Source organism: Sanguibacter suarezii NBRC 16159, from assembly GCF_001552735.1.
Classification (GTDB): domain Bacteria; phylum Actinomycetota; class Actinomycetes; order Actinomycetales; family Cellulomonadaceae; genus Sanguibacter; species Sanguibacter suarezii.
The window spans coordinates 133502-156681 of sequence record NZ_BCRT01000021.1; the positions used below are offsets into that span (position 1 = coordinate 133502).

The following is a 23180-nucleotide window of genomic DNA, read 5'->3' on the forward strand; positions in this document are numbered from 1 at the left end:
CCTCGAAGGAGACCTCCGATGCGCGCGAGCATTGACCTTCACTTCACCGTGCCCACAGATGCCGTGGTGCGGCTGGTCAACGACGTCGAGTTCATCCGGCTCAAGGCCGAGCATGTCGGCTCGCGCGTGGTGCAGGTCGATGTGACGGCCGGGCCCGACGGGAGCTTCACCTCCTCGGTGCGGCGCACCATCGCCAGCGACCAGATCCCGCCGCAGGTGCGCTCCTTCGTCGGCACCGAGCTCGAGATCCGCCAGACCGAGGCGTGGGCGGAGCCGATGGACGGACCGCAGGGGGAACGCCACGGGACCGTGTCGGTGGAGATCACCGGCGCGCCGGTACGGATGACGGGATCGATCCGGCTGGTCCCCACCGCGGAGGGCTCCGTCATGACGTACACCGGTGACGTGAAGTCACCGATCCCCCTGTTCGGGGCGAGCATCGAGACGGCTGCCGCCGACGCGATCCGCAGCGCCTTGACCGAGGAAGCGGCCTACGCGGCCGTGTGGCTGGCCGACCCGAGTCGTCGCGGCGAGGACTGATCGCGTCCATCCTGCCGGTGCGCTACGTAACGATTTCGCATACCGGATCCGTCGGGCAACGCTCTGACCTGCATAAACGCTAGAGTCACACCCGTGACCATCACGAAATGACCACACCACGCTTGACACGTGGAACCGCTCCCACCAAGATCATCCATGACGCATGGGAGCGCTCCCAGATTTCAGATGAGAGCGTGGCCAAGCACGCAGTGCGAGCAGCTCCCTCCGGGGTGGCTCGAGATTGTCACGACTGACACGAGCGGCGATGCAGCCGCACCGTTGACAAAGGAGTCCTCGAATGACCAGCAACATCCGTACCCGTCGCATGGCAGCAGTGGTTGCTGGTGCGTCGATCTTCGCCCTCACCCTCTCTGCCTGCTCGAGCAGCGAAGGTGGCAACGGCACGAAGGAGTCCAAGGACGCCTCGGGCAACGTCACGCTGACCGTCGCCACCTTCAACCAGTTCGGGTACACCCCCGAGCTGCTGAAGGAGTACGAGGCCGCCAACCCCGGCATCAAGGTCGAGCAGACCGTCGCAGCACAGTCTGGCGACGCGCGCACGAACCTCACCACCCGCCTTGCGGCCGGCGGCGACGGTCTGGCCGACATCGAGGCCATCGAGGTCGACTGGATGCCCGAGCTCTCCGAGATCGCCGACAGCTTCGAGGACCTCGCGGGCCCCGACGTCGAGGGTCGCTACCTCGCCTGGAAGGAAGCCCAGGGCACCGCCGACGGCAAGCTCATCGGGCTCGGCACGGACATCGGCCCGGAGGCCATCTGCTACCGCGCAGACCTCTTCGAGGCAGCCGGTCTGCCCTCCGACCGCGCCGCTGTCGCCGAGCTCCTCGGCGGCGCCGACGCCACGTGGGAGGACTACTTCGCGGCCGGTCACACCTTCGTCGAGAACTCTGACGCCGCCTGGTTCGACTCCTCCGTCGCCATCATGCAGGCCCAGATCGGCCAGCTCGAGGCAGCCTACGAAGACCCGGCCACCGGCGAGCCCACCGACCTCGCGGAGAACACCGTCGTCAAGGGCATGTACGACACCATCCTCACGGAGTCCGCTGACCTGTCGGCAAGCCTGAAGATGTGGGAGAAGGACTGGGAGGCCGGCTTCCAGAACAACGCCTTCGCCACGATGCCGTGCCCGCCGTGGATGACCGCGTCGATCGCCGGCAACTCTGAGGGTGTCACGGGCTGGGACGTCGCTGACGTCTTCCCCGGCGGCGGTGGCAACTGGGGCGGGGCCTTCCTGACCGTCCCCTCGAGCGGCAAGAACACCGAAGAGGCCATCAAGCTCGCCACCTGGCTGACCGCCCCTGAGCAGCAGGCCAAGGCCTTCGCCGAGGCCGGGACCTTCCCGAGCCAGATCGAGGCGCAGGAGCTGGCTGAGGTCAAGGACGCCACGAACGAGTTCTTCAACAACGCCCCGGTCGGCCAGATCTTCGCCGCTCGCGCCAACCAGATCAGCGATGTCCCGCCGTTCAAGGGCGTGCAGTACTTCAACATCCAGACGATCGTCATGGACGCGCTCAACCGCGTCGACATCGACGGTGCTGACCCGGCTGCCTCCTGGGACGAGGCCCTGTCGAACTTCGGTTCGCTCGGCTTCTGAGACACGCTACGGGTCGGTTGACGCCGCCCGGATGACAACGCCGGGCGCCGTCGGAAGGCACAATCTTCCGGCGGCGCCCAGCCGCATCACCACCCTGCTCACCCCGTGCAGACCTGGCCGGTCCACGCCAGCCGTCCGCACATCGCCGAAGGAACCCCATGGCCGTCTTGTCCCCACCAAAGCCATCAAGCGATGAAGGCCGAATCCCCCGCCGAGTCGCCTTCAGCCAGAAGCGTGGCAAGTGGGATGTGAAGCTCTCGCCGTACCTTTACATCTCGCCGTTCTTCATCCTCTTCGCGATCACCGGGCTGTTCCCGCTGCTCTACACCGGCTACGTCTCGCTCTTCGAGTGGGGCCTGCTCAAGGGCAAGGGTGACTTCGTCGGCCTGGACAACTTCACCGAGGTGCTGAACCAGCCGCACTTCTGGAAGGCCCTGCGCAACACGTTCTCGATCTTCCTGCTCTCTGCTGTCCCCCAGGTGGTCATGGCGATCACCCTCGCCGCGATCCTCTCCGCGAACCTGCGGGCCAAGACCTTCTGGCGGATGGGCGTGCTGCTGCCCTACGTCGTGGCACCGGTCGCCGTCGGCCTCATCTTCGGCAAGCTCTTCGCCGACGAGTCCGGTCTCATCAACGCGATCCTGACCAACATCGGCATCGATCCGGTGCGTTGGCACGTCGACGTGCTGCCCAGCCACTTCGCGATCGCCACGATGGTCAACTTCCGGTGGACCGGGTACAACACGCTGATCTTCCTGGCCGCCATGCAGGCCATCCCCCGTGAGCTCTACGAAGCCGCGATCATCGACGGGGCGGGGCGCCTGCGCCAGTTCTTCTCGATCACCATCCCGCAGCTGCGGCCCACGCTCATCTTCATCATCATCACCTCCACCATCGGCGGGCTGCAGATCTTCGACGAGCCGCGCATGTTCAACACGACCGGCGACGGCGGCTCGAGCCGTCAGTGGATGACCTTGACCATGTACCTCTTCGATCTCGGCTGGGGACCGCAGAAGAGCTTCGGACGAGCCTCGGCAGTCGCACTGCTGCTCTTCGTCATCATCGTCGTCATCGGCATGATCAACTTCCTCGTCACGACGAAGATCGCCACCTCGGGCCCTGCCAAGGCCAAGAAGCCCAAGTCCCGCAACTCAACCAACCGGAGGACGCGATGAGCTCCATCCCCGTCATCGCCCAGACCGCAGGCAAGGGCGCCGCACGTTCCGCCGCCCGCCGCCGCAAGATCAAGCTCGGCGGCCCGGACCGCCGACCAGGGTGGGTCACCTACGCCATCCTGTCGGTCGTGCTGCTCATCTCGATCTACCCGCTGTACTACGTGATCCAGCTCGCGTCCTCGACCAACCTGGCCATCGTGCGCAACCCGATTCCCGCGCTGCTTCCCGAGGGCAACCTGTTCACCAACTTCGGCCGGGTGTTCGACTCGAACATCCCGCTGATGAAGGGCTTCGTCAACTCTGTCGTGGTCGCCGTCGTTCAGTCCTTCACGGTGGTCATCTTCTCGACGCTGGCCGGATACTCCTTCGCCAAGCTCCGCTTCCGTGGCCGTGGTCCGCTGCTCGTCTTCGTCATCGCGACGATGGCGATCCCGACCCAGCTCGGCGTCGTCCCGCTGTTCATCGTCATGTCGGAGATCGGCTGGTCCGGCAAGCTCATCGCCGTCATCGTCCCCGGCATGGTGACCGCCTTCGGTGTCTTCTGGATGACCCAGTACCTCGAGGGGGCGCTGCCCTACGAGCTCATCGAGGCGGCACGGGTCGACGGCGCGTCGATGATCCGCACCTTCTGGCACGTCGCGATGCCGGCGGCCCGTCCGGCCGCGGCGATGCTGGCCCTGTTCACCTTCATCGGGAGCTGGACGGCCTTCTTCTGGCCGTTCATCATCCTCGGCAGCAAGAACCCGACCCTGCCGATGGTCATGCAGCTGCTCAACTCGACGTACTTCACGGACTTCTCGCTCGTGATGGCCGGCGTGCTGCTGTCCACCCTGCCGCTGATCGCCGTCTTCGCCTTCGCCGGACGTCAGCTCGTCGCAGGCATCATGGCGGGTGCGGTCAAGGGCTGATCCAGTCCCTCCGCCCCACAGCACCATCAGCATCACCAGCACCATCCGTGTCACTTCCTCGACGATCTGGTCGGTCTCGAGGGAATCGTCCGGGGCGCGGCCGCGACCGCGCCCCGGACAGCACCGTCCCGGTGCACACCCGATGCGCCCGCGTTCTACGATGGCGTCTGCCTGCACGCACAAGCGCTGCCCGCGCCCGGCTCGACGTCTCGACGTCGGGCCGCCCCCGCAACGCACCATCCGCATCGAGCTCGTTGCCTGTCGCGTCTGACCATGACCACGACAGGTCGTCAGCCGCGATGAAGCGGCTAAGAGGAGACAAGATGAGCCAGCTAGTCCCCACGCTGGAAGAGGTCGCGCTCGCCGCTGGCGTGTCGCGGTCCACCGCCTCGCGCGCGATCAACGGCGGCTCGCGGGTCTCCCCCGAGGCGCAGCAGGCCGTCGACGACGCGATCGCCCGCCTCGGATACATCCCCAACCGTGCGGCCCGCTCCTTGGTCACCCGCCGCACCAACTCGATCGCCCTCGTGGTTCCCGAGCCCGACGAGCGAGTCCTCTCCGACCCCTTCTTCGCCGCGACCCTGCGCGGCATCAACTCGGCCCTGCGCGACTGGGACCTGCAGCTCGTGTTGCTCATCGCCCAGCCGGGCGAGGGGTCCGGGCGCATCGCCCGCTACCTGCGCAACGGCCACGTCGACGGAGCCATCGTGGTCTCCCACCACCGCCGCGACGACCTGGAAGGGGCCATCGAGGCCTCCCGCCTGCCCGCGGTGTTCGTCGGTCGTCCGTTCCGCGACTTCCCGGGACTGCGTTTCGTCGACGTGGACAACGTGGCCGGCGGCGCGCTGGCCACCAACCACCTGCTGGCCCAGGGCCGTACCAACATCGCCCACGTCGCGGGCCCCTCGGACATGACCTCCGGCGAGGACCGCCTGGCCGGCTGGCGCCAGGCGCTCAGCGCGGCCGGCATGGCAGAGGGCCCGCTCGCCCGAGGCGACTTCACCACGGCCGCCGGAGGGCAGGCCATGGAGACGATCCTCGAGCTCGACCCGACCATCGACGCCGTCTTCGCCGCCTCGGACCTCATGGCCATGGGGGTCCTGCGGGTCCTCGCCAAGCACGGTCGGGCGGTGCCCGAGGACGTCGCGGTCATCGGCTATGACGACCTCGGTGTGGCCGAGGGTGCGATCCCCGCGCTGACGACCATCAGCAACCCGGTCGTGCGGATGGCACGCTACGCGACCGACGAGCTGCTCGCGATCCTCGGCTTCATCGACAAGGACGACTTCGTCGCGCCGACCGGTGAGGGTGCGCCCATCATCGAGGCCGACGGACGCATCATCTTGTCCCCCGTCCTGGTGGAGCGCACCTCCTCCTGACGCTGCGCTCCCCCGGCACTGGCCGTAGGTTGTCCTCAACGACGCACCCACGACCACCACCAGGAGCGACATCGATGTCAGCGTCCCCCGCCTCCCAGCCTTGGGTCAACGCCCTCAGCCAGCTCGCCGGAGCCGTCAAGATCTTGGACTACGACGACGGGCTGCACGAGATGCTCGCGACACCTCGGCGCGAGGTGAACGTAGCCGTCCCGCTGCGTCGCGATGACGACCGGATCGAGCTGTTCCACGGCTACCGGGTCCAGCACAACGTCTCTCGCGGGCCAGGCAAGGGCGGGCTGCGTTTCCACCAGGCCGTCGACGTCGACGAGGTCCGCGCGCTGGCGATGCTCATGACGTGGAAGTGCGCCGTCGTCGACCTGCCCTACGGTGGGGCGAAGGGCGGGGTGGGCATCGACCCCAGCCGCTACTCCCTGCCCGAGCTGGAGCGCGTCACCCGCCGGTACACCACCGAGATCATGCCGGTGATCGGCCCCGAGCGGGACATCATGGCCCCGGACATGGGTACCGACGAGCAGACCATGGCGTGGGTCCTGGACACGTACTCGGTGAGTCACGGCTACACCATCCCGGCTGTGGTCACCGGTAAGCCGATCCCCCTGGGCGGCTCGCTGGGGCGCACGACGGCGACCTCGCGCGGCGTCGTGCACGTCACCCGGGCGGCGCTGGTGCGGGCGGGTGACCGGCTGGAGGGTGCGAGCGTCGCGATCCAGGGTTTCGGCAAGGTCGGGGCGCACGCGGCGCAGATCTTCGCCACGGAGGGCGCGCGGGTCGTCGCGGTGAGCGACCAGTTCGGTGGGTTGCACAACCCCGCTGGGCTCGACGTCGACCACCTGATGCGCCACGTCGCCCAGACCGGGTCGGTGGTCGGCTTCCCGGAGGCGGACCCGATCGACAACTCGACGCTGCTCGCGCTCGAGGTCGACGTGCTCGTCCCGGCGGCTGTCGACGGCGTCCTGGACGCGGACACCGCCCACGCGGTGCGCGCACGGTTCGTGGTCGAGGGTGCCAACGGCCCCACCACGGGCGAGGCCGACGTGATCCTCGCCGAGCGCGGCGTCGTCGTCGTGCCGGACATCCTTGCCAACGCCGGTGGCGTGGTGGTGTCGTACTTCGAGTGGGCCCAGGCCAACCAGGCCTACCGGTGGACCGGCGACGAGATCGAGAGCCGGCTCGCCGACCGGATGCACTCGGCCTTCGCCGACGTGAGCGAGACGGCGGCGCGGGAGTCGCTCTCCCTGCGCGACGCCGCACTCGTCATCGGTGTCCGCCGCGTGGCCGAGGCCCACCAGACCCGCGGTCTCTATCCCTGACCTGGTGCTGGTGGGACCTCGTGCGAGGACTGAGGGTCAGTCCTCCGACAGCGGCTGGCGGGCGGCCCAGGCGTGCAGGTCGGTGCGGGGGCCGGTGAAGAAGGGGATCTCGTCGCGCACGTGGCGGCGAGCCTCGGTCGCGCGCAGGTCGCGCATGAGGTCGACGATGCGGTCGAGCTCGGCAGCCTCGAAGGCGAGGATCCACTCGTAGTCGCCCAGGGCGAAGGCCGAGACGGTGTTCGCCCGGACGTCCTTGTAGCCGGCGGCGGCCATGCCGTGGTCACGCAGCATGGTGGCGCGCTCGTCGGCGGGCAGCAGGTACCAGTCGTAGGACCGCACGAAGGGGTACACGCAGATGTACTTCTCCGGGGCTTCGTCGGCCATGAACGCCGGGATGTGCCCACGGTTGAACTCCGCCGGGCGGTGCAGGGCCGCGACCGACCAGACCGGCTCGAGGTGACGGCCCAGCTCGCTCGCGCGCAGACGCTGGTAGGCGTGCTGGACCGACTCGATCGTGGGCCCGTGCCACCACACCATGAGGTCGGCGTCCGAGCGCAACCCGCCGACGTCGTACCACCCGCGCACCGTGAGCTCGGTGTCGATGCCCGACGCCGCGCCGCCGACCGCCGCGAGGGCGTCGTCGATGAGCGCGGTGCGCTCGGCGTCGTCGGCCGGGAGCGTCTGGACGGTCGAGAACACCGACCACATGGTGTAGCGGACGGTCGCGTTGATCGGGGTGGTGTCGACGAGCTCGTCAGTGTCGGGACGGTGGTGGGCGTCGCTCTGGTGGGTCACGGGTGAAGCCTGCTCTCAGAAGGTGGGGACGGCTGGGGGAAGCGTATCGGCGTCAGGTGTACAGCCCGCTGCCGCACAGCGCGGGCACGCCGGAGTCCTCGCCGTCGCGGCGACGGCAGCACCCGGGACGGCACACGGACCGGAAGGCACCCAGCGTGCCGACGGACGCCTGCTCGACGTCCTCGCTGCGGGCGAGCGCCGCGCGCTCCAGGACGAGGTCCACCAGGCCTGCGACGAAGGGGGCGCGGGTGCCCACCGTGCCGGCGCGCACTGCGGCCAGGCCTAGCTCTTCCGCGGTGGCCAGGGCCTCGGTGTCGAGGTCGTAGGCGACCTCCATGTGGTCGGAGACGAAGCCGATCGGGGACAGCACCACAGCGCGCACCCCCCGCCCGGCGAGGTCGCCGAGCAGGTCGTTGACGTCCGGCTCGAGCCACGGCTGGCTCGGCGGGCCGGAGCGGGAGCAATAGGCCAGCGTCCACTCGACCGGGTGCCCGAGCACCGCGCCGACCTGCTCGGCGACGACCGCCGCGAGGTCGAGGTGCTGGGCGGAGTACGTGGCACCGGAGACGGCCGAGGCCGCCTCCATCGTGTCCGGGATGGAGTGCGTGACGAAGACCAGGCGTGCGCCGTCGGCCAGCTGGGCACCGTCGACTCCATCGGCACCGTCGGCGTGAGCGGCGGCGAGCTCGCGGTAGGCCTCCACGACGGCGTCGATGTTCGCCTGGGCGAACCCGGGGTGGTTGAAGTACGAGCGGACCTTGTCGAACTGGACGCCCGTGGAGCCCTCGTCGTCGAGCTCGCCGCGGGCCTGCAGCGTCACCGCGAGGTCCTCGCGGTACTGGCGGCAGCCCGAGTAGGAGGAGTAGGCGCTCGTCACCAGCGCCACAGCGCGCTGGGCACCGATGGCCTCGAGCTCGGTGATCGCGTCGTCGGTGTACGGCTCCCAGTTGCGGTTGCCCCACACGACGGGCAGCTCGATGCCGCGGGCGGCGAGCTCGGTCTCCAGGGCGGCCTTGAGCGCGAGGTTCTGCTCGTTGATCGGGCTCTTGCCGCCGAAGCCGTAGTAGTGCTCCCCCACCTCTTCGAGCCGGGCGTCGGGGATGCCCTTGCCTGCCGTGACGTTGCGCAGGAACGGGACGACGTCCTCGGGCTTGTTCGGTCCGCCGAAGGAGTACAGCAGGAGGGCGTCATAGGGAAGCGGGGAGGGGGCCGTGCCGTCGGTGGACGGTCCAGGCGCCGGAGTCTCGATGGCCATGACAGCCATCATCGCACCGGTTCCTGGGACGGCACCGAGTGAAGCCTGCGCCACGGGTTGTGACCTTGAACGGACAGGCTGTCATCTTCACTCAGCGCGCCTCGCTGGGCCCAGGTGGGTCTCAGGCCGCGGCGTCGAGCAACCAGTCGAGGGCCTGACGGGCGGTCCACGTCCCGGCGTGGCGCGCCGCGAGCCGGTTCGCGCCGTCGATGTCCGTGCCCAGAGTGAGCAGCGCACGCTCGGCGTAGCCGTCCGCGCGCTCCTGCCCGAGCCCGACGTCCGCCGCGAGGGCGTTGCACAGGCAGGCGCGGCCCACAGTGTCCGCCGCATCGCCGCCCTTGCGCTCGTAGACGTGGACCGGCTCGGCGGGACAGCGGTAGCCCACCGCTCCTGTCTCGCGCTGGAAGGGGGTGCGCAGGTACCCGAGGTCGCACAGCCGCGGTCGCGCCGCCAGGACCTCCGGGTCCGAGAGCGTCCCGGGGACGTGGGCGACCTTGAAGGGGAAGCCCGTCGGGGAGGCGAAGGCGTCGGTGCGGATCTCCAGGGTGCCAGCGCGCAGCCGGGCGAGAAGGTCGGCGCGCAGGCCCGGCTCGAGGCCGGACTCCTGGGCGAGGGCGAAGACCGTCCCCACCTGGACACCGGCGGCCCCGGCCGCGCACGCCGCGGCGAGCGCCTCCGGGGTGCCCTGCGAACCGGCCAGCCAGAAGGGCAGCCCGAGCGCGGCGACCTTAGAGATGTCCGCCTCGTCGCGCGGGCCGAACACCGGCTGGCCGCGGTCGTCCAGGACGAGCCGGCCGCGCGGCGGGGCGTTGTGCCCGCCCGCCGGGGACCCTTCCACGACGAAGCCGTCGGGGCGGATGTGCTCGTCCCGGGCGAGGTAGGCGGCGAGGGCGTGGGCGGAGACGACCGCGAGGAAGGTCGGGCGCGCCAGGGGCGCGAGGTCGGCCTCGAGCACGTCGGCGCCGAGCAGGTTCGTCGGGTCCAGGCGGACGCTGTGACCCGCAGGGGCGCCGGAGACGTCGACCGGGAGGTCGACCGTCTCGTGCTCCGCCAGCTGGTCGAGCAGGTGCGGGATGTCACGCGGGATCCCGGCGCCCATGACCACGTAGTCGACGCCGGCAAGCATCGAGCCGTAGGCCGCGCTCGGGGTGGCCATCTGGACCTTCTCGAGGAAGTTGATGCCGACCTGCCCGCCGTGGCCTTCTTTGGCGAGCCACACCTCGACAAAGCTGCCGAGGACCATGAGCTCCTGGGCGAGGCGGGTCTGGCGCAGCGCGAGGCGTGGGACAGGGGCGTAGGGCTCGCGCGGCGCGCGGCCTCCGGGGCGGAAGTAGCGACGCAGCACGCGCTGGGCGAAGGCGGGCACGGGGAAGGCCGCGAGCGCGCGCCGCACCGCGCCGTCGAGGTCGCCGTCCTGCAGGCGGCGAGCCAGGACGAGGTCGAGTGCGGTCCCGGAGACGACGCCGAGCTGGCCGGCCCGTGCGACGGCGGAGGCCAGCCGCCAGGAGGACACCGCGATGCCCATGCCGCCCTGGATCACCCGGGGCAGCGGTCGGTCGAAGGGGGAGGGCGGGATCGTCAGCACGGGCAGCGCGGTCATGCGTGTCTCCCTTGATACCTACGGTGGCGTAACTTACTGAACCGTAGGCTTTGCCCTCTGCGCAGGTGTGGGCCGAAGGTCCCGACTCGTCCGATCCGACCTGGGCGGACGTTTGTCAGTACAGTTTACTAACTCGCACTTCCTGTCTAGGCTCGACCGGGTGACCCACTCTGCAACGCCGCACGGTCTTGTCCCGGCCCCCGTCTCGGTCGACCGCCCCGATCACGCCGGCGCCCTCGTGCTCGACGACGGCGCACCGGTGCGCAGCCATCCCACCCTGCGCGCACCCGCCCGCTGGTGGCGCTCCGTCACCGAGGCGGCCTTTGGCATCGACCTGGTCCCCCAGGTCGCTGCGCTGTCCCCTGCCGGCGCACCCGACGACGCAGCCGACAGCGCACCCGCCAGCCCGCCCGCCAGCGCCCCCGGCGCAGACGTCCCGGCCGTCGTCTTCGACCTCAACCCGACCCTGCCCCCGGGCGGCTACCGCCTGCAGGTGGACCAGTCCGGCGTCCTCGTCCAGGCGGGCGGGCCGGAGGGCGCGCACAGCGCCGCCCAGACCCTGCGCCAGCTCGCCGGGCCGCAGGCCTTCCGCCGCGCCGGCGCACCCTCCCCCGTGACGCTCCCTCACCTCGTCGTCTCCGACCACCCGCGCTACCCCTGGCGCGGAGTGCTGCTCGACGTCGCGCGGCACTTCCTGCCCACGGCCGACGTGCTGCGCTTCATCGACCTGGCTGCCGCGCACAAGCTCAACGTGCTCCAGCTGCACCTGACCGACGACCAGGGCTGGCGGATGGAGATCGAGCGCTACCCTCGCCTCACCGAGGTCGGGGCATGGCGCACCGAGACCGGCGTGGGCACCTGGCGTACCGGGGTGACCGACGGCCAGCCGCACGGCGGCTTCTACACCCAGGCGGACCTGCGCGAGATCGTCGCCTTCGCCCGCGAGCGCGGGGTCACCGTGGTCCCCGAGATCGATGTCCCCGGCCACGTCGAGGCGGCCGTCGCCGCCTACCCCGAGCTCGGCACCCGCAAGCAGCCGCACACCGTGCGCACCACGTGGGGGGTGAGCACAGAGGTGCTCGACCCCTCTGAGGAGTCCGTGGAGTTCTTCCGCGGCGTGCTCGACGAGGTGCTCGACGTCTTCGACTCCCCGTGGATCGCCCTCGGCGGGGACGAGGTGCCCACCACGCTCTGGCTGGACAACCCCGAGATCACAGCGCGCGCGACTGCCCTCGGCCTGGGCCACGTCCGCGAGCTGCATGGCTGGTTCATCGCCCGGCTCAGCGAGCACGTGCTGGCTGCCGGGCGTCGCCCTGTCGTCTGGGACGAGGCCTTCTCCCCGTCCCTGCCCACCGAGGCGATCGTCACGGCGTGGCGAGGCATCACCGTGGGCGCAGCCGCCCTGGCTGCCGGGCACGACGTCGTCATGGCACCTGAGCAGGTCGTCTACCTCGACCACCGGTCCGGCGAGGGGCCGGGCGAGCCGACGCCGGTCGGGTTCTTGCGCACCGTCGAGGACGTGCTGGCCTTCGAGACCGTGCCCGCCGAGGTGGCCCGGCTGCACCCAGGGCTGGACGCCGCACCGGGGACGCTCGTCGGCGCCCAGGCCCAGGTGTGGACCGAGCACCTGGAGTCCGCCCGCCGGATCGACTACCTCGCCTTCCCGCGCCTGGCGGCCTTCGCCGAGGCCGTGTGGAGCCCGGCAGCAGACCGGTCCCCGGACACACCGGCATCAGCCGAGTTCATGGCACGTCTGGCCACCAGCCACCTGCCGCGCCTGGACGCTGCGGGCGTCGAGTACCGCCCGCTGGACGGGCCCAAGCCCTGGCAGTCGCGTCCCCGCGCCGAGGGCTTCACCCGTGACCTCGCGGCCGAGATGGCCGCCGCGGGCTGGGCCGGCGCCGGCGGATGGCACGAGGACGAGACGCGGGAGCAGCCATGACCATCATCCACGGCGCCCGCCTGCCCGACGCCGCGGCAGCTGACGGCCTCAGCGCACCGGTCGACCTGTACCTGAGCGACCGGGTGCTCTCGGTCACTCCCTCAGGGGCGCGACCGGCCAGCACCGGCGAGGTGGTCATCGATGCCGACGAGCGGGTCGCCTTCCCCGGGTTCATCGACTCCCACGTGCACGGGGAGGCCGCGGTCCTGGACCCGGCCGTCCAGCACGCGATGCTGCGTCAGGGGGTGACGAGCATCGTCGTCGGGCAGGACGGGGTGTCCTACGCGCCGTCCGCGGGCTCCTCTCGGGCGGCCTCCGCCCCAGACGCCTTCGCCTGGGCGTCGGGGTACTTCTCCGCGATCAACGGCGAGCACCCCACCTTCCGCGGCGGCTCCGTCGCCGAGCTGCTCGCCACCTATGAGGCCACCACGAGGATCAACGTGGCCTACCTCGTCCCACACGGCACGCTGCGCTTCGGCGCGCTCGGCGACGCGGCCCGTGCCGCGACGCCGGAGGAGGTCGCCGTCATGGCCGCGGCCCTGGAGCGCGGCCTGGACGAGGGGGCCTGCGGGATGTCGACCGGGCTGGAGTACGCCCCTGCCTCCTCGGCCGGACGCGCCGAGCTGCTGGCCCTCACCTCGGTCCTGGCCGGGCGCGGACGGCCACACGTGAGCCACATGCGCGGCTACGAGGACAAGGCCGGCAGCGCCATGGCCGAACTCATGGACCTCGCCCGGAGCACGGGCGTGGCCACCCACGTCTCGCACTATCACGGGCCTGCCGCCGAGCTCGCCGGCTACGTCGACTCCGCCCACGCGGAAGGCCTCGACGTCTCCTTCGACTCCTACCCCTACCTGCGCGGCTGCTCCATCCTGTCGATGGTCGCGCTGCCTACCTGGCTGCCGATCGCCGACCCGGCCCGCACCGTGGCACTGCTGCGCGACGAGGCCGTGCTGGCCCGCCTGCGCACGGAGCACTTCCCCGCACTCACCGACCTCTGGGCCCGCGTGACCATGGCCGCCGTCCCCGGCGAGCACGCCTGGACCGATGGCATGCACCTGCCCGACGTCGCCGCTCGGCTCGGCTTGTCACCTGCGGACACCGCGGTCGAGCTGCTGGTCAGCACGGGTCTGCGGGCCGGGTGCGTCTTCGCTCAGCCGCCGACGAACTCCCCGGATTCGGTCCGTGCCCTGCTGCGTCACGGCGCGCACATGGGTGGCTCGGACGCGATCTACGCCGGTGGTCGCCCGCACCCGCGCGGCTGGGGCGCCTTCGCCCGGTTCCTCGCCGAGCACGTCCGCGAGCTCGGCGACTGGTCCTGGACCGACGCCCAGGAGCACCTGTCCACCGCGGCAGCTCGCCGCTTCGGTTTCACCGACCGCGGCACGCTGGCCCCGGGGCGGGTGGCCGACGTCGTGCTGGTGGACCCGGTCCGGGTGCGCGACGAGGCCACGTACGAGGACCCCCGCCAGCTCGCCAGCGGCATCGACGACGTGCTCGTCGCCGGGGTCCCGGTGCTGGTCGGCGGCGAGCTGACCGACCGGACCCCGGGCCGGCCGTTGCGGCCGGCGCCGGTCGGCGCGTCCTCCCGGGCCGGGACCGCGGCGTGGTCCGGAGTGCAGTCCGGGGCGCGGTCCGGGGCGCAGTCGTGACCGCCGCGCTGGGCCCGCGGACCAAGGGGCTGCGCCTGACCGGCCCTGCCTCCGCCGACGCGTTGACCACGGGTCCGGGCGACGGCACTGACCCCGGTCAGGTGTCTGACGACATCACCGGGCCACTGTTCTCCTGGCCGCTGCTCACCCTCGACGAGAGCGCCGTCGAGCACAACATCGCGCTCATGGCCCGGCTGTGCGCCGACGCCGGCGTCGGGCACGCCCCGCACGTCAAGACGGCCCTGTCCGCCCAGCTCTTCGCCCGCCAGCAGGCCCGGGGCGTGTGGGGGGCGACCGTGGCCAACGCCGCCCAGCTGCGCACCGTGCGGGACTGGGGCACCGAGCGGGTGTTCCTGGCTAACGAGCTCTACGACCCGCGCGAGATCGCCTGGATCCGCACCGAGCTGGAGCAGTCCGCCGGGGTGGTGATCTGGCTGTACGTGGACTCCCACGCCGGGATACGACTGCTCACCCATGCCTTCGCCGGGGCGTCAGCGCAGGTCGTGGCGCGGCTCGGGGTGCTCGTCGAGCTCGGGGTGGACGGTGGGCGCACGGGCGTGCGCGGCGTGCGCTCCGCCGTCGACCTGGCGCGTGCCGTGGTCGAGGCGGGCCTCACCCTGGTCGGCGTGGCCGGCTACGAGGGCTCCGCGGCCTCCGGCACGACGCCGGTCGAGCTCGCCACGGTCGCTGCCTACTGCCAGGACCTGCGCACGGTCGCCGCCCAGGTGTGCGCCGCCGGTCTGGTCCCCGCGGGTCGGCCGGTGGTCGTCTCGGCCGGGGGCAGCTCCTACCTCGACGTGGTGCTCGCCGAGCTGCCCGGGGACGTCTCGATCAGCCCCACGGCCAGCTGGCCGGTGCGCGTGGTGGTGCGGTCGGGCGCCTACGTCACGCACGACCACGGCTTCTGCGCCCGGATGGACCCGTGGACACGGATCCCCGGCGCGGAGCCCATGCGCGCGGCCGCGACAGTGTGGGGTCAGGTGCTGTCCACGCCCGAGCCCGGGCTGGTGGTCTGCGGCGTCGGACGCCGGGACGTGTCCTACGACATCGACCTCCCGGTCGCCCTGACCGTGCGCCGGGCGCTGCCCGACGGCACACCCGGGCCGGTCGCTGCGCTGTCCGGCGCGCAGGTCACCGCACTCAACGACCAGCACCTCTACCTGCGCGTCACGGCGGACGCTCGCCTGGCGCCTGGCGACGTCGTCGGCTTCGGCATCTCGCACCCGTGCACGCTCTTCGACAAGTGGCGGGTCGCGGCCATGGTCGACGACGCCGGCCGCGTCGTGGAGATCATCACGACCGACTTCTGAACCGGCCCATGTCCTCACCCCCGCCAGCCCTACCAGCACCGATCACGAAGGAAGCCCCATGACCAAGACCGTTGTCAGCACCCCGAACGCGCCGGCGCCCGCGCACACCTTCCACCAGGGCATCCGCTCGGGTCCCTTCGTCCAGGTCTCCGGCCAGGGGCCGGTCGACCCCGCCACGAGCGAGTACCTCTTCCCCGGTGACGTGGCCGCCCAGACCACCCGCACCCTGGAGAACGTCAAGGCCATCGTCGAGGCGGCCGGTGCGACCTTCGACGACGTCGTCATGCTGCGCGTCTACCTCACCAAGCGCGAGGACTTCCCGATCATGAACGAGGCCTACGGCGCCTTCGTCCAGGCCAACTCCCCCCTGGGGGTCCTGCCCGCCCGCACCACCGTCTTCACCGGCCTCCCCCGCGAAGAGATGCTCGTCGAGATCGACGCCTTCGCCATCACCACCTGACGCCCCTTTCCCTCCGGAATTTCCGGAGTTCCCGGACCTCCCCCGAACTCCCGGAGGTCCCCGAACTCGTGAACTATCCGCCCAACTCGTGAACGAGCACGCGAACTCGTGAGCCAGGCGCATCTGGACCGTCCTGGCTCACGAGTTCGGGGAGTGGTTCACGAGGTGGGGGTGGGAGGGGACGGGCCTCGTGTGGGGTCAGTCGAGCGGTGAGACGCGGATGAGGTTCCCGTCGGGGTCCGCAATGAGGAAGGTGCGACCGAACACGTCGTCATAGGGTTCGTCGACCACCGTCACTCCCTGAGCGACCCATCGGTCGAAGATCTCATCGACGGCGGCGGCGGAACCAGGCACCATCAGCCCGACCTCAGAGGTGCGCGACGCCTGCTCGGTGACCTGGTTGGCCCGCCCGCTCCACAGGGCGAACAGCACGCCGGGGGCGATCTCGAAGGGGACATACCGGGGGGTGACCGTGACGGGCTCGATCTGGAACAGATCCCGGTAGAAGGTGGTCGCTCGCACGACGTCGGTCACGTAGACGAGGAAGAGGTTGGGTGCGGACATGGCTGCCTCCTAGCTGGACGGTGGCCGACTCTCGACCCCTGCACGACTCTCGCGTGAGAACATGACACGGACTGTCACATTTACGGGAGAGAGTGCAGAGATGAGCAGACCGCTGCGGCTCCTCTCCCTCCTCGCGGCTCTGCAAGGCCGGCGGCACACGATCACACAGGCCCTCGCCGAGGAGCTCGCCGTCTCCCGGCGCACCATCCTGCGTGACGTCCAGGCACTGGTCGACGCCGGATTTCCGGTCCTCACGGAGCGTGGCAGATACGGGGGCATCACCCTGCTCCCGGGCGGACAGGTCGACCTGTCCAGACTGACCACCTCCGAGGAGGACGTGTTCCGCACCGTCGGGCTCGACCTCGACCGCGCGCGTCAGCTGGGCGAAGAGGCAGCCGCGCGATCCGCCGGGGGCAAGCTCTCTGCTCGACGGCGCTCCCCCGCGCCCGCGATCACGCTGCCGCTCTCCCTCGCCGAGGTGGTCGTCGTCGACAACCGTGCCTGGTTCGCCGCCGCGGAGCCTCCCGACGTCGCCGGCCTCGTCCGCGATCTGCGCCGCGGGCACCGGATGCGACTGCGGTACCGACGCAGCGGAGCGCCCACCTCGCGGTCGCTCGTCGTCGACCCGTACGGGCTGCTGCTCCGAGCGGACCGGTGGTACCTCGTCGGAGATGTCGAGGGCCGCCCACGACTGTTCGCCCTCACCCGGTTGGAGAGCTGGGAGGTGCTCGACGAGCCGCGGGAGCTCAGAGACGGCGCGACCCTGGCAGGGGTCGCCGACGCGCTCGGCAGATCGCTGGAGTCGCTCCACGCCGTGACGGTCACCCTGCTGCTCGACGCCGACCGCATAGACATCGCGCGACGCATCCTCGGCAGCAGGCTGCTCACCGTCACAGACCACAGCGACGGACGGCTGCGCCTCACGGTCGGCTACGACCAGCTCGACGGCATCCGCCACCTGCTTCAGTTCAGCGACCACTTCGAGGTCGTCGACCCACCTGAGGCCCGACGCCTCGTCCGCGCCCTCGCCCTGAAGATCTCTCAGGCACACCTGTGAGGCCTGCTGGAAGGAGACCGCTCGTCACGCTGCGAGGAACTGGACCTTCCAGATCTCGGGACCTTCCTCGAGGTAGCTGACCTCGAAGCGGCCGGGCCAGCGGTCGGCGATCTGGCGCAGCAGCGGCAGCGGGTCGTGCGGGGCCAGGAGGACGAGGCCACCGCCGGCACTGACCGCGTCGAGGGCGCCGAAGATCGTCGCGTGGCGGATCGCGTGCGGGATCGCGGTCGCGTCAAGCTCGGGGAATCCCGCGTCATCGTGCCCGCCGCAACCGCAGGACCCGGTACGGGCAGGCGTCGCAGTCTCCGCCTCCGCAGACTCCATCTCCGCCGTCTGCGCATCCGCCGTCTGCGCGACGATGTCGGCCAGCGACACGTCGGGAGACGCCGCCAGCAGCGGCAGGACGAGGTCGTTCTCCGTGGACAGGTGACTCGCGAGGACGACCCGCAGCGCGTGCGCCTCGGCGGCCAGGGCCAGCGGAGTCCCGGCGGTGCGGATCGCCTCGACGAGCCGGGCGAGCACCCCGTTCTCAGCGACCAGCGCATCGATCAGCAGGCGTCCGCGCGGGTCGGCCCGGGCGACGGGGTACATCCGCGCCTCCTCGGCACGCGAGTGCGGCAGCAGCTCCGCCGCGCACCAGGCCAGGAGCGTGGCGCGCTCCTGGTCGGCACCGCGTGCGTCGTCGTCGGCCACGGCCCGCAGGAGCTTCTGGACGCGCGCGTCGAGCTGGCCGAAGAGCTCGGCGTGCTCGGTCACGGCGACCTCCACGGCAGCCGCGTCAGCGGCGCTGGAGGCAATGACGACGGGGTTCGGTGCGACAGGCATGACAAGGACCTCCGGTGCGACCCGCGGCAAAAGATAGGGACAAAGCCCTAGACGGGACTGCTCCGGACTTTATTACACTGGAAACCGTGAAAATCATTCGGAATGGCTCCGAGGTCGAGTACGGACCCCAGCCCTCCCTCGCGCGGCGCCGCCGGACCCGGCTCACCCCCGCGCAGGCGGCGCTGCTCGACCACCTCGCCGACCAGCCCGAGCCGTGCACGGTGACCGCGCTCGCCGAGCTCATGCACCAGCACCCCAACACCGTCCGCGAGCACCTGGACGCCCTCGTGGCCGCCGGAGCCGCCACCCGTGCCGCCGCACCGAGCACCGGCCGCGGCCGCCCGGCCTGGCTCTACACGGCGACGACCGAGTCCCGGCTCAGCGACGACGCCCAGGAGTACGCGAGCCTGGCCGCCGCTCTCGCCGGGCAGATCGCCCGCACCAGCGCCGACCCAGCCGGTGACGCCGACGCCGCCGGCATGGAGTGGGGCCGCGACCTCGTCCGCACCGTCATGGCGGCAACCGACGACGCCAGCACCGACGACGCACCAGACGCCACCGACCGTCGCCGCGCCGCACCCAGCACCCCCGGCTCCCCCGAGCACGCCGCCTCAGCCGAGGTGCGCGCCCGCCGCCGCGTCGTCGCCCTCTTCGACGAGCTCGGCTTCGCTCCTCAGGCCGACGACGACGCCGCGGTGGTCCGCCTGCGCCGCTGCCCCCTGCTCGCAGCAGCCCATCAGCACCCCGAGGTCGTGTGCGGGGTGCACCTCGGGCTGGCCCGCGGTGCACTGGCCGAGCTCGGCGTCCCCGCTGAGGGCCTGACACTCCTGCCCTTCGCCGAGCGCGGTGCCTGTCGGCTGCATCTCACAGCGGTCCCGGAGTGATCCGACGCGTGGTGTTCCTGCTGCCTGCGGGGCTGGCCATGCTCGCGGGCCTGGACGCTGCCCTTCTCCTGCTCGGACTGCCCGCCCCGCTGACCACCGACCGCCTGCCTGACATCCACGGGATGCTCCTCGTGCTGGGCTTCGTCGGCACCGTCATCGCCCTCGAGCGGGCCGTGGCGCTGCGCACCCGCCTCGGCTTCGCCGCACCTGCGCTGCTCGGGCTGGGCGCCCTGACCCTGCTCAGCCCCGCCCCGGTGCGCGCTGGCCAGATCCTGTTGATCGCCGGCTGCGGCGCCCTGATCGGTGTGTACGTCCCACTCTTCCGCCGCTCCCACGACGAGTCGGTGATGATCCAGGCCCTCGGCGCGGTCCTCGCCCTCGGCGGCGCCGTCCTGTGGGCGGCCGGGCTGCCCATGGCTGACGTGCTGCCCTGGCTCGCCGGCTTCATCGTCGCCACCATCGTCGGTGAGCGCCTGGAGCTGGCACGGGTGGTCCGCCTCGCCCCGCGCACGGTCAACCACCTTCTCGCCCTGGTCGCGTGCCTCATGGCTGCCGTCACCGCCGCGCTGCTGTGGCCCGGACCGGGCCACGCGCTGCTCGGCGCAAGCGTCCTCGCCCTCGTCGCCTGGCTCTCCGTGCACGACGTCGCGCGGCGCACCATCCGCTCCAGCGGGCTGCCGCGGTTCATGGCCGGATGCCTGCTCGCCGGGTACGCCTGGCTCGCGGTGGCCGGCGGGATCTGGCTGCTGCACGGACGCACCGTCGAGGGATTCGCCTACGACGCGGTCATCCACTCCGTCTTCCTCGGCTTCACGCTGTCGATGATCTTCGCTCACGCACCGGTCATCCTTCCCGCGGTACTGCGGGTCCGGCTGCCCTACCACCCGGTGATGATCGTGCCTGCGGTCCTGCTGCACGCCTCCCTCGCCCTGCGGGTCCTCGTCGGCGATGCCCGCCAGATCGAGTGGGCCCGGCAGGTCGGCGGGGTCCTCAACATCACGGCGGTGCTGCTGTTCGTCGTGGTGACCGTGACGTCGATCGTCGTCGCCTCCCGCAGGAGCCCGACGCCGCGGCACCCCGCCGCGTCCCCGTCACTCACCCCGGCAGCGACGGTGGCACCGTGAACCGCACCGCCTGGCACCTGCGCGCCAACCTGCCTACCGCGGTGTGGCTGCTGGCGACCTTCACCGTCGCCCTGCTGCACCGCTTCGTCCCCGAGGGCGGCTGGCTGCTCGTGCACATGCTCATGCTCGGGGCGGTGACCAACGCGATCCTCGTGTGGTCGGCACATTTTGCCGACGCCCTGCTGCACCGCCCGGTCAGCGCGGCATCCCGGCGTTGGCAGGTGGCACGGCTCGGCCTGCTCAACGTGAGCATCGTCGTCGTCATCGCGGGGGTGCTCACCGCGACGTGGCCGGTCACCGCGATCGGCGCCACGGGGGTGGGGGCGGCCGTGGCCGCGCACGGTGCGGTGCTCGGTCTGCAGTCCCGCCGCGCGCTGCCCTCCCGCTTCGCGTCGACGATCAGCTACTACGTCGCCGCCTGCGCGCTGCTGCCGGCCGGCGCGGCGCTGGGAGCGTTGCTCTCAGCCGGGCTGGACGACCGCTGGCACAACCGCGTCGTCTTCGCGCACGTCACGCTCAACCTGCTGGGCTTCGTCGGTCTGACGGTGACCGGCACCCTCATGACCCTGTGGCCGACGATCCTGCGCACCAAGATCGCCGCAGGCGCGGAGATCGCTGCTCGCCACGGGCTCGTGGTGATCCTCGTGTCGCTCGCTGTCGTGGTCGCCGGCACCCTCACCGGCCAGCGCCTGGTCGCCGGGGCGGGGGTGCTGGGCTACGCCGCCGGACTCGCGCGGGTGTGCGTCCCGCTCGTCCAAGCCGCCCGCGCCAAGCCGCCCGCCTCCTACGCCGCGTGGTCGGTGGCCGCCGGGATCGGTTGGCTGCTCGCCTCCCTGCTCACCCTCGTCGCCGTCGCCGCGATCGGTCCCACCTGGTCCGACGCCGCGGCGCGGGTGGGGCTGGTCACCTCGGCCCTGGTGGCAGGGTTCGCCGCGCAGGTCCTCTTCGGGGCGCTGTCCTACCTGCTCCCGGTGGTGCTGGGCGGCGGCCCCGCTGCCGTGCGCGCGACGTCGGCTGTGATGGACCGGGCCGCTCCGTGGCGGCTCATCGTCATCAACGGTGGTCTGGTGCTGTGCGTGCTGCCGGTGCCCAGCCTCGTGCGGGTGCTCGCTTCGATGCTGGTCCTCATGGGCTTCGCGTGGTTCGTCGCCTGCGCCGTGCAGGCCCTGCTCCTGCACCGGGCCCGAGCACGGAACCTGGCAGCAGCCGGGACGTCTCCGGTGGCCGCCGGTGCACCCGCCGGTCCGCCTGCCCGCCGCACCGGCCTGGTCGGGGTGGCGATCGGGTCCCTCGTGCTCGCGGTCGTGGCCGGGGTCAGCCTGGACCCGGCGGCCCTGGGGATCGGGACGTCTGCCGCGGGCACCGTGGCCGCCACAGGCGAGACGACGATCGTCCAGGTCGAGGCCCGGGACATGCGCTTCGTCCCCGCCTCGGTCGACGTCCCGGCCGGCAACACGCTCATCATCGAGCTGACCAACGCCGACACCCAGGTCCACGACCTCGCCCTGGACACCGGTGCCACCAGCGGCCGGCTCGCTCCGGGTGCGACCGCCCAGATCGATGCCGGCGTCGTCGGCCGGCAGGTCGACGGCTGGTGCACGGTCATCGGCCACCGGCAGATGGGCATGGTGTTCACCGTGCACGTCGTGGGCGCGGACGGCCAGCCCCTCGCAGAAGGCGAGGCGGCCGCTTCTGGCGCAACGGCGTCGGGCACCCAGGACAGCACGCAGAACGGCACGCACGACGGCACAGACGGCGCGATGGACCACTCGGCGATGGCGGGTGGCACCGCCAGCGCCGCGGACGACCTCGACTTCATGCGCAAGCCCGCGGCGGGCTTCGAGGCCCGCGACGCCACACTCGCCCCGGCCCGCGAGCCCGGGCAGGATCCCGACGCTCCCGTCACCCACGCGGTCACGCTGACCGTCTCCGAGACCCAGACCGAGGTGGCACCCGGGGTCAGCCAGACGCTGTGGACCTTCGGCGGCACCGCCCCGGGCCCGACCCTGCACGGGAAGATCGGCGACACCTTCGACGTGACCCTCGTCAACGACGGCACCATCGGCCACTCGATCGACTTCCACGCCGGGGCTCTGGCCCCGGACGAGCCGATGCGCACCATCGCGCCAGGAGAGTCGCTGACGTACCGCTTCACCGCGACCCGCGCCGGGATCTGGATGTACCACTGCTCGACCATGCCTATGAGCGCGCACATCGCCAACGGGATGTTCGGTGCGGTGATCATCGACCCGGAGGGTCTGGCGCCGGTGGACCGGGAGTACGTGCTGGTGCAGTCGGAGTACTACCTCGGGCCGCAGGACGGGGAGGTGGACACGGCGAAGGTCGCCGCCGAGAGCCCGGACATCGTCGCCTTCAACGGCTACGCCAACCAGTACGACCACGACCCGCTCACCGCCCAGGTGGGCGAGCGGGTGCGGATCTGGGTGCTGGCCGCCGGCCCCAACCGCGGCACGTCGTTCCACGTGGTGGGCGGACAGTTCGACACGATGTTCGTCGAGGGCGCGTACACGCTGCAGCCTGGGTCGGCGAGCGCCGCCGCCGGTGGCGGCGCGCAGGCCCTGGGCCTGACCACCGCCCAGGGCGGCTTCGTCGAGCTCACGCTCGACGAGGCAGGCACCTACCCCTTCGTCACCCACTCCATGGTCGACGCCGAACGAGGCGCCCACGGCCTCCTCCACCTAACCGCACCTCGCTGAGTGCTGGGTTCTGCACGCTCCACACCGGCGTGTCGCGTACACAACCC

Annotated in this window: 19 protein-coding genes; 14 read left to right on the top strand and 5 right to left on the bottom strand. The window is 71.3% G+C overall.

Going from position 1 to position 23180, the window contains the following annotated elements; translation table 11 throughout:
* The first annotated feature begins 18 nt into the window (after positions 1-18).
* From SS2_RS14070 to SS2_RS14095, 6 genes are all read left to right on the top strand, one after another.
* Positions 19-540: a DUF2505 domain-containing protein gene (locus SS2_RS14070; RefSeq protein ID WP_066465191.1), complete on the top strand. Its 522-nt coding sequence runs from the start codon at positions 19-21 to the stop codon at positions 538-540.
* A 298-nt stretch (positions 541-838) separates the two neighbouring features.
* Entirely contained in the window at positions 839-2155 is a 1317-nt protein-coding gene (locus tag SS2_RS14075; RefSeq protein ID WP_066465192.1) for an ABC transporter substrate-binding protein, read from the top strand.
* 158 nt (positions 2156-2313) lie between these two features.
* Positions 2314-3330, top strand: coding sequence for a carbohydrate ABC transporter permease (locus tag SS2_RS14080; protein ID WP_066465193.1), 1017 nt, complete (start codon positions 2314-2316; stop codon positions 3328-3330).
* Positions 3327-4238: a carbohydrate ABC transporter permease gene (locus SS2_RS14085; protein WP_066465195.1), complete on the top strand. Its 912-nt coding sequence runs from the start codon at positions 3327-3329 to the stop codon at positions 4236-4238. The genes SS2_RS14080 and SS2_RS14085 overlap by 4 nt, the downstream gene beginning before the upstream one ends.
* 323 nt (positions 4239-4561) lie before the next feature.
* The gene (locus SS2_RS14090; RefSeq protein WP_066465197.1) at positions 4562-5617 is read left to right on the top strand and encodes a LacI family DNA-binding transcriptional regulator; all 1056 of its coding nucleotides are present in this window, start codon (positions 4562-4564) and stop codon (positions 5615-5617) included.
* Positions 5618-5691: 74 nt separating this feature from the next.
* Complete coding sequence (locus SS2_RS14095) at positions 5692-6948, top strand: Glu/Leu/Phe/Val family dehydrogenase (RefSeq protein WP_066465198.1); 1257 nt, start codon at positions 5692-5694, stop codon at positions 6946-6948.
* A 36-nt stretch (positions 6949-6984) separates the two neighbouring features.
* Here SS2_RS14095 and hemQ read toward each other — a convergent pair whose 3' ends face one another.
* From hemQ to SS2_RS14110, 3 genes are all read right to left on the bottom strand, one after another.
* Positions 6985-7656, bottom strand: coding sequence for a hydrogen peroxide-dependent heme synthase (gene hemQ / locus SS2_RS14100; RefSeq protein ID WP_157607382.1), 672 nt, complete (start codon positions 7654-7656; stop codon positions 6985-6987).
* 139 nt (positions 7657-7795) lie between these two features.
* Positions 7796-8998, bottom strand: coding sequence for a ferrochelatase (locus SS2_RS14105; protein WP_066465828.1), 1203 nt, complete (start codon positions 8996-8998; stop codon positions 7796-7798).
* A gap of 121 nt (positions 8999-9119) precedes the next feature.
* Positions 9120-10598, bottom strand: coding sequence for a nitronate monooxygenase (locus SS2_RS14110; RefSeq protein ID WP_066465208.1), 1479 nt, complete (start codon positions 10596-10598; stop codon positions 9120-9122).
* 160 nt (positions 10599-10758) lie between these two features.
* Here SS2_RS14110 and SS2_RS14115 point away from each other — a divergent pair, with 160 nt between their 5' ends.
* From SS2_RS14115 to SS2_RS14130, 4 genes are read left to right on the top strand one after another with little or no spacing between them, the layout of a single operon-like run.
* The gene (locus SS2_RS14115) at positions 10759-12540 is read left to right on the top strand and encodes a beta-N-acetylhexosaminidase (RefSeq protein ID WP_157607354.1); all 1782 of its coding nucleotides are present in this window, start codon (positions 10759-10761) and stop codon (positions 12538-12540) included.
* A complete protein-coding gene (locus SS2_RS14120) occupies positions 12537-14192 on the top strand; it encodes an N-acyl-D-amino-acid deacylase family protein (RefSeq protein WP_083942263.1) in 1656 nt (551 codons plus the stop codon). Before SS2_RS14115 ends, SS2_RS14120 begins: the two co-directional genes overlap by 4 nt.
* Positions 14189-15502 carry an alanine racemase gene (locus SS2_RS14125; protein WP_245643595.1) on the top strand — a complete coding sequence of 438 codons (1314 nt, stop codon included), beginning with the start codon at positions 14189-14191 and terminating at the stop codon, positions 15500-15502. The genes SS2_RS14120 and SS2_RS14125 overlap by 4 nt, the downstream gene beginning before the upstream one ends.
* Before the next feature lie 58 nt (positions 15503-15560).
* Positions 15561-15962 (top strand): RidA family protein, encoded by a 402-nt coding sequence (locus SS2_RS14130; protein ID WP_066465211.1) that lies wholly within the window; start codon positions 15561-15563, stop codon positions 15960-15962.
* Between the two features lie 198 nt (positions 15963-16160).
* On the opposite strand, the gene SS2_RS14135 is transcribed toward SS2_RS14130, so the two are convergent.
* Positions 16161-16526, bottom strand: a complete 366-nt coding sequence (locus tag SS2_RS14135; protein WP_066465213.1) for a VOC family protein — start codon at positions 16524-16526, stop codon at positions 16161-16163.
* A gap of 100 nt (positions 16527-16626) precedes the next feature.
* Here SS2_RS14135 and SS2_RS14140 point away from each other — a divergent pair, with 100 nt between their 5' ends.
* The gene (locus SS2_RS14140; protein ID WP_066465214.1) at positions 16627-17583 is read left to right on the top strand and encodes a helix-turn-helix transcriptional regulator; all 957 of its coding nucleotides are present in this window, start codon (positions 16627-16629) and stop codon (positions 17581-17583) included.
* A 24-nt stretch (positions 17584-17607) separates the two neighbouring features.
* Here SS2_RS14140 and SS2_RS18260 read toward each other — a convergent pair whose 3' ends face one another.
* The gene (locus tag SS2_RS18260; RefSeq protein WP_066465215.1) at positions 17608-18408 is read right to left on the bottom strand and encodes a DUF2249 domain-containing protein; all 801 of its coding nucleotides are present in this window, start codon (positions 18406-18408) and stop codon (positions 17608-17610) included.
* Between the two features lie 86 nt (positions 18409-18494).
* Between SS2_RS18260 and SS2_RS18165 the strand changes: the two genes are divergently transcribed.
* From SS2_RS18165 to SS2_RS14160, 3 genes are read left to right on the top strand one after another with little or no spacing between them, the layout of a single operon-like run.
* The gene (locus SS2_RS18165) at positions 18495-19292 is read left to right on the top strand and encodes a helix-turn-helix transcriptional regulator (protein ID WP_281178692.1); all 798 of its coding nucleotides are present in this window, start codon (positions 18495-18497) and stop codon (positions 19290-19292) included.
* Positions 19289-20416: a DUF8744 domain-containing protein gene (locus tag SS2_RS18035; RefSeq protein WP_245643597.1), complete on the top strand. Its 1128-nt coding sequence runs from the start codon at positions 19289-19291 to the stop codon at positions 20414-20416. Before SS2_RS18165 ends, SS2_RS18035 begins: the two co-directional genes overlap by 4 nt.
* The gene (locus tag SS2_RS14160) at positions 20413-23133 is read left to right on the top strand and encodes a multicopper oxidase domain-containing protein (RefSeq protein WP_066465216.1); all 2721 of its coding nucleotides are present in this window, start codon (positions 20413-20415) and stop codon (positions 23131-23133) included. The genes SS2_RS18035 and SS2_RS14160 overlap by 4 nt, the downstream gene beginning before the upstream one ends.
* Positions 23134-23180 lie beyond the last annotated feature (47 nt).

Bases quoted from the DNA above. Each gene is read 5' to 3' on its own strand.
- SS2_RS14070 (WP_066465191.1), top strand. From the start codon at position 19: ATGCGCGCGAGCATTGACCTTCACTTCACCGTGCCCACAGATGCCGTG.
- SS2_RS14075 (WP_066465192.1), top strand. From the start codon at position 839: ATGACCAGCAACATCCGTACCCGTCGCATGGCAGCAGTGGTTGCTGGT.
- SS2_RS14080 (WP_066465193.1), top strand. From the start codon at position 2,314: ATGGCCGTCTTGTCCCCACCAAAGCCATCAAGCGATGAAGGCCGAATC.
- SS2_RS14085 (WP_066465195.1), top strand. From the start codon at position 3,327: ATGAGCTCCATCCCCGTCATCGCCCAGACCGCAGGCAAGGGCGCCGCA.
- SS2_RS14090 (WP_066465197.1), top strand. From the start codon at position 4,562: ATGAGCCAGCTAGTCCCCACGCTGGAAGAGGTCGCGCTCGCCGCTGGC.
- SS2_RS14095 (WP_066465198.1), top strand. From the start codon at position 5,692: ATGTCAGCGTCCCCCGCCTCCCAGCCTTGGGTCAACGCCCTCAGCCAG.
- hemQ (WP_157607382.1), bottom strand. From the start codon at position 7,656: ATGTGGTCGGTGTTCTCGACCGTCCAGACGCTCCCGGCCGACGACGCC.
- SS2_RS14105 (WP_066465828.1), bottom strand. From the start codon at position 8,998: ATGGCCATCGAGACTCCGGCGCCTGGACCGTCCACCGACGGCACGGCC.
- SS2_RS14110 (WP_066465208.1), bottom strand. From the start codon at position 10,598: ATGACCGCGCTGCCCGTGCTGACGATCCCGCCCTCCCCCTTCGACCGA.
- SS2_RS14120 (WP_083942263.1), top strand. From the start codon at position 12,537: ATGACCATCATCCACGGCGCCCGCCTGCCCGACGCCGCGGCAGCTGAC.
- SS2_RS14130 (WP_066465211.1), top strand. From the start codon at position 15,561: ATGACCAAGACCGTTGTCAGCACCCCGAACGCGCCGGCGCCCGCGCAC.
- SS2_RS14135 (WP_066465213.1), bottom strand. From the start codon at position 16,526: ATGTCCGCACCCAACCTCTTCCTCGTCTACGTGACCGACGTCGTGCGA.
- SS2_RS14140 (WP_066465214.1), top strand. From the start codon at position 16,627: ATGAGCAGACCGCTGCGGCTCCTCTCCCTCCTCGCGGCTCTGCAAGGC.
- SS2_RS18260 (WP_066465215.1), bottom strand. From the start codon at position 18,408: ATGCCTGTCGCACCGAACCCCGTCGTCATTGCCTCCAGCGCCGCTGAC.